The 11350-nt window shown below is 67.7% G+C and carries 11 protein-coding genes; 8 read left to right on the top strand and 3 right to left on the bottom strand.

Translation table 11 applies throughout. From position 1 onward, the window contains the following. Window positions 1-480 precede the first annotated feature (480 nt). From ACUXVE_RS02950 to ACUXVE_RS02920, 7 genes are all read left to right on the top strand, one after another. A complete protein-coding gene (locus tag ACUXVE_RS02950) occupies window positions 481-966 on the top strand; it encodes an Mpo1 family 2-hydroxy fatty acid dioxygenase (protein ID WP_025874603.1) in 486 nt (161 codons plus the stop codon). Between the two features lie 332 nt (window positions 967-1298). Continuing rightward, a complete protein-coding gene (locus ACUXVE_RS02945) occupies window positions 1299-4127 on the top strand; it encodes a monovalent cation/H+ antiporter subunit A (RefSeq protein WP_445513789.1) in 2829 nt (942 codons plus the stop codon). Continuing rightward, entirely contained in the window at window positions 4127-4504 is a 378-nt protein-coding gene (locus ACUXVE_RS02940) for a Na+/H+ antiporter subunit C (RefSeq protein ID WP_025874601.1), read from the top strand. Before ACUXVE_RS02945 ends, ACUXVE_RS02940 begins: the two co-directional genes overlap by 1 nt. After that, complete coding sequence (locus tag ACUXVE_RS02935) at window positions 4501-6036, top strand: monovalent cation/H+ antiporter subunit D (protein ID WP_093818194.1); 1536 nt, start codon at window positions 4501-4503, stop codon at window positions 6034-6036. Before ACUXVE_RS02940 ends, ACUXVE_RS02935 begins: the two co-directional genes overlap by 4 nt. Continuing rightward, complete coding sequence (locus tag ACUXVE_RS02930; RefSeq protein WP_445513788.1) at window positions 6033-6539, top strand: Na+/H+ antiporter subunit E; 507 nt, start codon at window positions 6033-6035, stop codon at window positions 6537-6539. Before ACUXVE_RS02935 ends, ACUXVE_RS02930 begins: the two co-directional genes overlap by 4 nt. Next, window positions 6536-6820 carry a K+/H+ antiporter subunit F gene (locus tag ACUXVE_RS02925; protein ID WP_025874598.1) on the top strand — a complete coding sequence of 95 codons (285 nt, stop codon included), beginning with the start codon at window positions 6536-6538 and terminating at the stop codon, window positions 6818-6820. Before ACUXVE_RS02930 ends, ACUXVE_RS02925 begins: the two co-directional genes overlap by 4 nt. Continuing rightward, window positions 6817-7203 (top strand): Na+/H+ antiporter subunit G, encoded by a 387-nt coding sequence (locus tag ACUXVE_RS02920; RefSeq protein WP_025874597.1) that lies wholly within the window; start codon window positions 6817-6819, stop codon window positions 7201-7203. Before ACUXVE_RS02925 ends, ACUXVE_RS02920 begins: the two co-directional genes overlap by 4 nt. 109 nt (window positions 7204-7312) lie before the next feature. Here ACUXVE_RS02920 and ACUXVE_RS02915 read toward each other — a convergent pair whose 3' ends face one another. Together ACUXVE_RS02915 and ACUXVE_RS02910 are read right to left on the bottom strand one after the other, a co-directional pair. Next, window positions 7313-8272 (bottom strand): sodium:calcium antiporter, encoded by a 960-nt coding sequence (locus ACUXVE_RS02915; RefSeq protein ID WP_222388244.1) that lies wholly within the window; start codon window positions 8270-8272, stop codon window positions 7313-7315. A 73-nt stretch (window positions 8273-8345) separates the two neighbouring features. After that, on the bottom strand, window positions 8346-8990 hold the full coding sequence (locus tag ACUXVE_RS02910) for a hypothetical protein (protein ID WP_222388243.1): 645 nt from the start codon (window positions 8988-8990) through the stop codon (window positions 8346-8348). A 124-nt stretch (window positions 8991-9114) separates the two neighbouring features. Here ACUXVE_RS02910 and ACUXVE_RS02905 point away from each other — a divergent pair, with 124 nt between their 5' ends. Further along, the gene (locus ACUXVE_RS02905) at window positions 9115-9648 is read left to right on the top strand and encodes a hypothetical protein (RefSeq protein ID WP_445513787.1); all 534 of its coding nucleotides are present in this window, start codon (window positions 9115-9117) and stop codon (window positions 9646-9648) included. Between the two features lie 329 nt (window positions 9649-9977). Here the strand turns inward: ACUXVE_RS02905 and hmgA are convergent, their stop codons facing one another. Beyond that, on the bottom strand, window positions 9978-11276 hold the full coding sequence (hmgA, locus tag ACUXVE_RS02900; protein WP_445513786.1) for a homogentisate 1,2-dioxygenase: 1299 nt from the start codon (window positions 11274-11276) through the stop codon (window positions 9978-9980). Between the last annotated feature and the right edge of the window lie 74 nt (window positions 11277-11350).

Raw genomic sequence — 11350 nt, 5'->3', positions numbered from 1 at the left:
GCAGCCGGGCATGGCCTGGCTCTACTGCCGGTTGGTAGTGCCGGCCGCTGGCCGGCAACCCCGGCGAACCTGCAGCCAGGCACGGCCTGGCTCTACTGCCGGTTGGTAGTGCCGGCCGCTGGCCGGCAACCCCGCGAACCTGCAGCCAGGCATGGCCTGGCTCTGCTGGCGGTTGGTAGTGCCGGCCGCTGGCCGGCAACCCCGGCGAACCTGCAGCCGGGCACGGCCTGGCTCTACTGGCGGTTGGTAGTGCCGGCCGCTGGCCGGCAACCCCGGCGAACCTGCAGCCAGGCATGGCCTGGCTCTGCTGGCGGTTGGTAGTGCCGGCCGCTGACCGGCAACCCCGGCGAACCTGCAGCCGGGCATGGCCTGGCTCTACTGCCGGTTGGTAGTGCCGGCCGCTGGCCGGCAACCCCGGCGAACCTGCAGCCGGGCACGGCCTGGCTCTACTGGCGGCCCCGGCCGGGGTATGCTGGCCACATGCAGACCAGCACCCAGCTTGCGCGTCCGATCGACCGCTATTTCGCCAGCTACTCCGACGACCACCGCAATGTCGTCAACCAGCGCATCCACGTGGTGGCGGTGCCGGCGATCCTGTGGTCGGTGGTGGCCCTGCTGTGGTGCGTGCCGCCGCTGATCACCTGGTTCCAGTACGGCATCTGGTCGGCGTTCGCGATGTTCAGCGCGTGGTGCTTCTACAACAAGCTGTCGCGTCCGCTGGGCATCGGCATGCTCATCCAGTTCTTCGTCTTCGGCTGCCTGTGCCGGCTGCTGGAAGCGGAAATCGGCCTGCACAACCTGCGCTCGCTGGCCATCGGCGTATTCGTCGTCGCCTGGATCGCGCAGTTCATCGGCCACAAGTTCGAAGGCCGCAAGCCCAGCTTCCTGACCGACCTGACCTACCTGCTGATCGGCCCGGCGTGGGTGATGGCCAAGGCCTATCGCAAGCTCGACTGGCGCTACTGACCAGCGTCGCCGCGTCGACGCCTTCGTTTCCTGAACGGGCAGATCCCGTCACCGACACTGAACGGCGCGCCTGCCAGCCTGCCGCGGTGGCCTCCTCACCTTGCCCCGCCCGGCGGCGGCGGTCCCTGTGCGACAGGGGCTGCGCTGTCCCTGCGTGGGCGTAGGGTGGACCTGCCCAGCGGGTCCTGATGGGTCATCCGCGCGGCATGCTGCATCGCAGAAAAAATGAATCAGCGCACGTTACCTGCAATTGATCGCTGTTCAATGGGTTTCGGCGACATTTGGCAGCCTGTTATGCTCCCTGACCTGCTCGTGAATCATGGATTCCCTGCATGCTCCCCAGCCTGCCCCTGCTGCTGGCCCTGCCGTTCCTGATGGCAGTGGCTGTCGCAGCCTTCCCCCGTAGTTCGCGCTCGACTGCTGCCTGGCTGGCGGCGCTTGCGCCGTTGGGCGGGCTGGCGATCCTCGCCTGGCTGACCCCATCGGTGCTCGATGGCCAGGTGGTGCGCACGATGGTGCCGTGGCTGCCGCAGATCGGCCTGGACGTCACCCTGCGCCTGGATGGCCTGGCCTGGATGTTCGCCGGACTGGTGCTGGGCATCGGCGCACTGGTGGTGCTGTATGCGCGCTACTACCTCAGCAGCCAGGACAACGCGCACCGCTTCTATACCTACCTGTTGCTGTTCATGGGCGCCATGCTGGGCATGGTGCTGTCGGGCAACCTGTTGCTGCTGATGGTCTTCTGGGAAATGACCAGCATCAGCTCGTTCCTGCTGATCGGTTTCTGGTCGCACCGCCAGGACGCGCGCGAGGGCGCGCGGATGGCGCTGGTGATCACCGGCGGCGGCGGCCTGGCGCTGCTGGCCGGCGTGCTGCTGATCGGCCGCATCGTCGGCAGCTTCGATCTGGACGTGGTGCTGGCCGCCGGTGAGCAGATCCGCGCCAGCACGCTGTACCCCTATGCCCTGTTGCTGGTGCTGGCGGGCATCTTCACCAAGAGCGCGCAGTTCCCGTTCCACTTCTGGCTGCCGCACGCGATGGCCGCACCCACCCCGGTGTCGGCCTACCTGCACTCGGCCACCATGGTGAAGGCGGGGGTGTTCCTGCTGGCGCGCCTGCATCCGGCATTGGCCGGCAGCGATCTGTTCTTCTACACGGTCAGCGGCATCGGTGCGATCACCCTGCTGATCGGTGCCTGGAACGCGATCTTCCAGCATGACCTGAAGGGCCTGCTTGCCTATTCGACGATCTCGCACCTGGGCCTGATCACCCTGCTGTTCGGCCTGTCCACGCCGATGGCGGTGGTCGCCGGCGTGTTCCACATCCTCAACCACGCCACCTTCAAGGCCTCGCTGTTCATGGCCGCCGGCATCATCGACCACGAGACCGGCACCCGTGACATGCGCAAGCTGGGTGGCCTGCGCAGGCTGATGCCGTTCACCAGCGCGCTGGCGATCATCGCCTCGCTGGCGATGGCCGGCATCCCGCTGCTCAACGGCTTCCTGTCCAAGGAAATGCTGTTCGCCGAAGCGCTGTCGGCGGGCGGCACCGACACCATGCGCACGGCGGTCTCGATCGCCGCGCTGCTGGCCGGTGTGTTCGGCGTGGCCTACAGCCTGCGCTTCGTGCACGACACGTTCTTCGGCAAGGGCCCGCATGGACTGGACCGCGTGCCGCACGAGCCGCCGCGCTGGATGAAGGTGCCGGTGGAGATCCTGGTGGTGATCTGCGTGGCGGTGGGTATCGCCCCGGCACTGACGGTGGCGCCGGTGCTGCACGCGGCAGCCTCCTCGATCCTCGGCAGCGCGATGCCCGAATACAACCTGTCGATCTGGCATGGCTTCAACCTGCCGCTGGCGATGAGCGCCGCTGGCGTGGTCGGTGGCGTGCTCCTCTACTTCGGCCTGCGCAAGCTGATCGATCTGCACGCGGTAACCAACACCACCCCGGGACGCAACGTCTTCCACCACCAGCTGGACCTGCTGTCGGCCGGTGCGCAGCGGTTGACCGCCGGCATCGCCAACGGCAGCCTGCAGCGCATGCTGCTGGGCCTGGTGCTGGTGGCGATCGTGGTCGCCGCCGCGCCCTACATCGCCAACCCGGCCTCGCCGGAATGGACCAGACCGCAGCCGATACCGCTGCTGGGCTGGGCGTTGTGGCTGGTGATGATGTCCTGCGCGGTAGCGACCCTGCGCATGTACAAGCAGCGCCTGCTGGCCGTGCTGCTGGTCGGCGGCGTCGGCCTGATGGTGGCGCTGACCTTCGTGTTCCTGTCCGCACCGGACCTGGCGCTGACCCAGCTGCTGGTGGAGATGGTGACCCTGGTGCTGATGCTGCTGGGCATGAACTACCTGCCGGCACAGTCCGGCCCGGAGCGGCCACGCTGGCGCAAGCGCCGTGATGCGCTGATCGCGATCGTGGCCGGTGCCGGCCTGGGCGCGCTGGCCTACAGCGCGATGACCCTGCCGCCGAACACCATGGCCGGCGAGCTGCTTGCCCGCGCCCTGCCCGAGGCGTACGGCCAGAACGTGGTCAACGTGATCCTGGTCGACTTCCGCGGCTTCGATACCTTCGGCGAGATCACCGTGTTCGGCATTGCCGCACTGGTCGTGCACGCGCTGCTGCGTCGCACGCGGATGGCGCCGGAGCAGATAATGCCCGGTCCGCCGATCAAGCTGCCGGTGCCGGCCGATCTGGCCCAGATCATGTTCCCGCTGACCCTGACGGTCTCCATCTTCCTGTTCCTGCGCGGCCACAACGCGCCGGGGGGTGGCTTCATCGCCGGCCTGGTGCTGGCGGTGCCGCTGCTGATCCAGTACGTGATCCAGGGCACCGCCTCGGTGGAGTCACGCTTCGGCTTCGACTACATCCGCTGCATCGGCATCGGCCTGCTGATCGCCATCCTCAGTGGCGCCGCGTCGATGCTGTTCGGCGTGCCGTTCCTGACCAGCGGCCACCTGGACCTGCATCTGCCGTTGATCGGCGATGTACCGCTGGCCAGCGCGATCGGTTTTGATATCGGCGTGTACCTGGTGGTGTTCGGTGGCGCGATGCTGATGCTGTCGATGATGGCCACCGTCAAACCCTCGCGGACGCGCACCGCGCGCAAGGGCGAGATCGACCTGCAACGCCGCTCGGCACGAACGGGGGAGATGCACTGATGGAACTGGCCCTGGCCTCTGCGATCGGCGTGCTGACCGCCATCGGCATCTACCTGCTGCTGCGCGCGCGCAGCTTCGATGTGATCCTCGGCATGACCTTCCTGTCCTACGCCACCAACCTGCTGATCTTCGCCGGTGGCCGCGTGGTGCAGGGCAAGGCGCCGGTGCTGCAGGAGGGCGTGGAGAGCCACCTGGGCAACTACACCGATCCGCTGCCACAGGCGCTGGTGCTGACCGCCATCGTCATTGCCTTTGCGATGACCGCCGTCAGCATCGTGCTGGCCATGCGCAGCCGCAGCGACAACCACAGTGACCACGTGGACGCGCACGAGCCGGATGACGATGCACCGCCGCGCCGGGGCGAGGACCGCGCATGAATCATCTGGTGATCCTGCCGATCCTGGTACCGCTGCTCGGCGCTGCGCTGTCGCTGTTCGTCGAACACCGCCGCTATGGGCCGAAGGTGCAGCGCGCCGTGGCGTGGGCCGCGCTGGGCGCGCTGGCGGTGGTGGTCGGGCTGTTGTTCGCCGACACCGCTGGCGGCGACATCCGCGTGTACCTGCTGGGTGACTGGCCGTCACGCCTGGGCATCGCACTGGTGGCCGACCGGCTGTCGGCGTGGATGCTGCTGACCACCCTGCTGCTGGCCATCCCCTGCCTGCTGCATGCGTGTTCGGGGTGGGACCGCCGCGCGCCGCACTTCCATGCGCTGTTCCAGTTCCAGCTGGTCGGCCTCAACGGCGCCTTCCTGACCGGCGACATCTTCAACCTGTTCGTGTTCTTCGAGGTGATGCTGATCGCCTCCTACGGCCTGCTGCTCAGTGGCGGTCGTGGCCTGCGCATGCGCATCGGCCTGCACTACGTGGTGTTCAACGTCACCGCCTCGACCCTGTTCCTGATCGCACTGGGCCTGCTGTACGCCTCGCTGGGTTCATTGAACATGGCCGAGCTGTCGCAGCGCATCGCCGAAGTGCCGCCTGCGCAGCTGACCTTGGTGAAGGCGACGATGGGCCTGTTGCTGCTGGTGTTCTGTGCCAAGGCCGCGCTGATGCCGCTGTACCTGTGGCTGCCCGAATCGTATGCGCGTGCTCCGGCGGCGGTGGCGGCGCTGTTTGCGATCATGACCAAGGTGGGCCTGTATGCCGTGCTGCGCATCCAGATGCTGTGGTTCGGCGAGGATGCGGGGGCGATGGCCGGCTACGGCCGCGACTGGCTGCTGTGGGCCGGCGTAGCGACGCTGGTGCTGGGTGGCCTGGGTGCGTTGGCCGCCGCGCGCCTGCGCGTGCTGATTTCGTATCTGGTAATCGTCTCGGCGGCGACGCTGTTCATCGCCTTCTCGGTGGGCACGCCTGAGGTGCTGTCGGCCGGCCTGTACTACCTGCCGCACAGCAGCTTCGTCGCCGCCGCACTGTTCCTGGTCGCCGACCTGATCCGACGCCGTCGTGGCGGCGCCAGCGACCGCAAGGAAGTGATCGCACCGATGCCCGGCAAGCAGACCCCGGCCGTGCTGTTCCTGATTGCGGCGGTGTCGGTGGCCGGCCTGCCGCCGCTGTCCGGCTTCCTGGCCAAGGCCGCGCTGTTGGCCGGCATGCCCGCGCAGTACACCGGCGCGGTGTGGACCGCAGTGCTGGTCAGCAGCCTGCTGGTCATCATGGGCCTGACCCGCGGCGGCATCCGCCTGTTCTGGCGCGTGCCGCTGCCCGATCCCGATGCACCGCCACCGCGCAAGGCACCGCTGCGCCGTGTGGAGCTGTTTGCCGCCTGCATCCTGCTGGCCTACGGCATCGGCATGACGTTGTTCGCTGCCCCGCTGATGCAGCACACCGACGCCATCGCCACCCAGCTGCTGCAGCCGGGCGACTACGTGCAGCAGCTGCGCGCGACCACGCCGGAGATCCGCCAGCCATGACCGCCAAGCGTTCCCCGATCCGCCGCCTGCTGCCCTCTACCGCGCTGAGCGTGATGGTGGTGGTGTTCTGGCTGTTGATGTCCGACAGCTTCACGCTCGGCCAGTTCCTGCTGGGCCTGCTGCTGGGCGTGGTCATTCCGCTGTTCGCCGCGCGCCTTGACCGCGAGTTCGCCCGCATCGGCACCCTGCGGCCGCTGCCGAAGCTGCTGTTGGTGACCCTGTGGGACATCCTGATGTCCAACATCCGCGTGGCCATCCAGGTGCTGGGCCCGGAAAAGAACATCCACCCCGGTTTCATCTGGCTGCCGCTGGACATCGCCAACATCCACGGCATCGCCGCGCTGACCAGCATGATCACCCTGACCCCCGGCACGGTGTCGGCCGCCCTCAGCGATGACCGCAGATTCCTGCTGGTGCACGTGCTGCACCTGGAAGACCCGCAGGAGCTGATCGACACGATCAAGCGCCGTTATGAAGCCCCGTTGATGGAGATCTTCCCATGACTGGATTCCAGATCATCCAGACCACCCTGGTGGTGTGCATGCACGTGGTCGGCCTGGCCATGCTGCTGGCCACTTGGCGCCTGCTGCGCGGGCCGACCGTGCCCGACCGCATCCTTGCACTGGATACGCTGTCGGTGACCGCCATCGCCGAGCTGATGCTGTTCGGCATGTACCTCAATTCGGCGATCTACTTCGAGGCGGCCCTGATCATCGCCATGCTCGGCTTCGGCAGCACCGTGGTGCTGAGCAAGTTCGTGCTGCGCCGGGACATCGTCGAATGATCACCTTCATCCAGATCGCGCTGTCGATCCTGCTGCTGTTCGGCTGCTTCTTCATCCTGGTCGGCGCGCTGGGCCTGGTGAAGCTGTCCACCTTCTTCAAGCGCCTGCACGCACCGACCAAGGCCAGCACGCTGGGCGTGGGCTGCGTGCTGGTGTGCTCGGTCTGCTACCACATCTTCCTGGGCCAGGACCCGCAGCCGCGCGAGCTGCTGATCACCGTGTTCCTGTTCATCACCGCACCGATCAGCGCGCACCTGATGGCCAAGGCCGCACTGTCGCTGCTGATGGAAACGCGCCCCAGCCTGCCGGGCAACGAGCGTGCCGAAGACGAACAGCTGCCCCCGCCGGAACCGGAGCGGGAAGAGGAAACCACCGCGCGTTGACTGGTGGGTGCCGACCGTCGATCGGCACGACCCCGGATAACCACCAGTAGAGCCAGGCCATGCCTGGCTGCGAGTTCGCCGAGGTTGCCTGCCAGCGGCCGGCACTACCTCAGACCGGTGTGACCAGCGCGATTTCCAGTCCCAGCCAGGCCACGAACGCGCCCAGCAGTACCGCACCTTCGATGCGGCTGATGCGCAGGTCGCCGCGCAACATCGGGTACAGCACCAGTGCGAAGGCCAGCAGCGCCGGCAGTTCCAGGCGCACGAACGAGGCTGGCAACGCCAGCGGCTGCAGCAGCCCCATCGCACCGATCACCAGCATCAGGTTGACCACGCTGGAGCCGAGCACGTGGCCCAGCACCATGTCGCCGTGACCACGGCGTGCTGCCGCGACCGCGGCCGCCACCTCCGGCAACGCAGTGCCGATCGCCACCGGCAGCAGACCCACCAGCAGCGGCGTCCAGCCCAGCGCGGCGCCGAAATCAGCGGCGGCACCGACCACCAGGCGCGCGCCCCAATACAACGCCAGTGCGGCAACCAGCAGGCGCAGCACGTTCAACGGCAGGCTGGTGCGGCTCAGCGCCGACTCGGCGATGATCGCCTGTACTTCGGCGCCCTCATGGCGTCCGCGACGCAGCAGCAGCAACTGCACCACCACGAACCCGGCCACCAGCACGCAGGCCTCCCAGCGCAGCAGCCGGCCATCGAGTCCGAATACGATCAGCAGCAGGCCCGCGGCCAGCAGCCCCCACCACAGCACAGCCTGCAGGCGCGCGCGCAGCAGCAACGGCGCCACCATCGCGGCCACCGCCAGGGTCAGGCCGAGGTTGACCACGCTGCTGCCGACGGCATTGCCCAAGGCCAGCTCCGGCTGGCCCACCACCAGCGCGCGGGCGTTGACCGCCAGCTCCGGCAGCGAGGTGGCGATTCCCAGCAACAGCAGGCCTGCGGTGAATGCACTGGCGCCGAAACGCTGCGCCAGGCCGGACACGGCTTTGACGATGGAGTCCCCACCCAGGGCCAGCAACAGCAGGCCGAGCAGGAACCAGGCAATGGCAATAGCGATCATCGGGCGCTCCCCAGCGGTCGTGGCGCGATTCTACGCTCGGCCCACCCGCGGCGGGTGAGCCGAGGACGGCCGATCAGCCGCAGCCTTCGGCGTAGTCCACCTGCGGGGTCCTGCCGACCCGCCAGGCGCTGACCTTGCCGTCAGCGCCGAGGGCGAAATCGATGATCGCCGCTCCGTCCTGCGCCGGGCGCACGCGCAGGTGCTGGGCCTTGTCGTCGTACTTGTCCGGACCGACGTCGGCGCGCTCGGGATAGAGCACCTGCAGCTCGCCCAGGGTCATGCCGACCCGGCCGCCACCGGGGGCGACGATGGACGGGCTGCGTACGTCGTAGCGGACCAGCTTGCGCGCTTCGAACATCAGGCGCGGGTTTTCGGCCCCCTGCGGGCGCAGGAAGTAGCAGCCTTCATTGGCATCGTCGGCAGGCAGCGGCTTGCCAGCCGCATCGGTGCCCAGGCCCTGCAAAGGGGTGCCGAAGCCACTGCGGACCTCGGCGATGCCTGCGCCCAGCGTGGCGCCACCGAAGCCATCCAGGCGTGCCGGGCTGTCGCTGCGCGGATCCACCGGCGAAGCGGTGGCCAGATCGGCGTCGGCGGGGACGGAGGCATCCTTCGCCGGTGCGGTGGCCGCAGGCGGCGCTGCCGGTGCGGCGGTGTCGGGACTACGGTTGCAGGCGGCCAGCGACAACAGCAGCAGGCCGGCCATCGGGAGATGCTTCATCGGTGCGGATCCTTGGCACAGGGTGGGTGCACGCTACCGCAGCCGGCGTGCAGGCGCTGCATTGTCATCGCGGTTTCATCGCCCTCATTCAGGCTGGGCGAGCACCGACTTGGCTGTCCTCCCCATGCAACCGCGCAAGACCGACCTCGCCCGAACCGCGCTGCAGGCCCACCGCGCACCGCTGGACATGCGCCAGCGACGCCTGCTGATCCTGTGTGATGGCCAGCGCAGCATCGCCGAGCTGACCGCACTGCTTGGGCAGGATGCGGCAGCGATGGTGATCCAGCTGATCCAGGGCGGCTACCTGGTGACCGCTGCGGACGCACCCGCCTCCTCGCCACCTGCACCGGTTGCGATGACGGCTCCACTGGCGCCGTCAGTCACTGCCGCTTCTGCGCCGGTCGAGCGCCGTCGCTCGCTGGTCGCCGCGCGCATCTATGTGCTGGGAATCCTGGAGATGCAGCGGCATCCCAACGCAGCGGCGCTGTTCCGCGACCTGCAGCAGGCGCGTGCCGAAGGCGAGGTGCTGCGGGTGATGCAATCGGCGCTGCAGGTGCTGCCGGCACTGACCTCGGAAGGGTACTGCCAGCGCGTGCGGCAGCGGCTGATGGAGGCGCTGCCGGTGGAGCATTGCAGCGCGTTCGCGGCCATTGCCTGAACCGGTGAACAGCATCCACGCATGGCGTGGATCTACTACATCACGTGCCCGGATGGATCCACGCCATGCGTGGACGCGGCATCGCGCTTCCCGGTAGATCCACGCCATGCGTGGATACGGTATCGCGATTCCCGGTAGATCCACGCCATGCGTGGATACGGTATCGCGATTCCCGGTAGATCCACGCCATGCGTGGACGCGGTATCGCGATTCCCGGTAGATCCACGCCATGCGTGGACGCGGTATCGCGCTTCCCGGTAGATCCACGCCATGCGTGGACGCGGTATCGCGCTTCCCGATAGATCCACGCCATGCGTGGATGCGGACGATCAACGGAAATTGTTGCGCAGGCCGTTCCAGCACTGCTGGTAATCGCCCTGCCGGTGGCTTGCTGCCAGCGCCTGCGCGGTCGGGCGGATCACCCCACGGGTCTCGAACATGAAGGCCATGGTGTCCTTGATCACATCCGGCTTGGACAGGTCCGCATTGGAGGCCTTGTCGAAGGTCGGGGCATCCGGACCGTGGCCGCTCATGCAGTTGTGCAGCGACGCACCGCCCGGCACGAAGCCTTCGGCCTTGGCGTCGTAGGCACCATGCACCAGGCCCATGAATTCGCTGGCGATGTTGCGGTGGAACCACGGCGGGCGGAACGTGTTCTGCGCCACCAGCCAGCGCGGCGGGAAGATCGCAAAGTCCATGTTGCTGGTGCCCGGGGTGTCGCTGGGCGAGTGCAGCACCAGGAAGATCGACGGATCCGGGTGGTCGTGGCTGATCGAGCCGATGGTGTTGAAGCGGCGCAGATCATAGCGGTACGGCGCGTAGTTGCCATGCCAGGCGACCACGTCCAGCGGCGAATGATTGATCGGCGCACGCCACAGGCGGCCGTCGAACTTGGCAATCAGTTCGAAATCGCCGTCGATATCTTCGAACGCGGCATGCGGGGTCTCGAAATCGCGCGGATTGGCCAGGCCGTTGGAACCGATCGGGCCCAGGTCGGGCAGCTTCAGCAGTGCGCCGAAGTTCTCGCAGATGTAGCCACGGCTAGGGCCATCCGGCAGTTCAACGCGGAAGCGCACGCCGCGCGGAATCACCGCGATCTGCTGCGGCTCGATCTCGATCACGCCCAGCTCGGTCAGCAGGCGCAGGCTGCCCAGCTGCGGCACGATCAGCAGTTCGCCGTCGGCGTCGTAGAAGTAGCGGCCGACCATGTCACGGTTGGCTGCATACAGATGGATGCCGACACCGGCATGCGCGTCGGGCGAACCGTTGCCGCCCATCGTGTACAGGCCTTCGACGAAATCGGTGGGCAGTTCCGGCAGCGGCAGCGGGCTCCAGCGCAGCTGGTTCGGCGAAGCCGGCTGTGCACTGAAATCGCACTGCAGCTGCGATTGCGCGAAGGGAGTGAACTCACCGTGGGTAACCGCCGGACGGATCCGGTACAGCCAGCTGCGGCGATTGCTGCCGCGCGGTGCGGTGAATGCGGTACCGGTCAGCTGCTCGGCATACAGGCCATGGGCCACCTTCTGCGGCGAGTTCTGGCCGACGGGCAGCGCACCGGGCACGGCCTCGCTGGCGAACTCGTTGCCGAAACCGGACTGGTAGCCGCGGGCGGTGATGGAGGGAGACATGGGGGTTCCTGGAAGCCTGGGGAAAGCCGCCGGGCATGGCCCGGCGCTACCGGTGGAGAAGGTGCCGTTGTGGA

This window comes from Stenotrophomonas sp. 3(2025), assembly GCF_052665395.1.
Note: the sequence above shows the minus strand (reverse complement) of the source record. Positions and strands in the feature narration are given on the sequence as shown.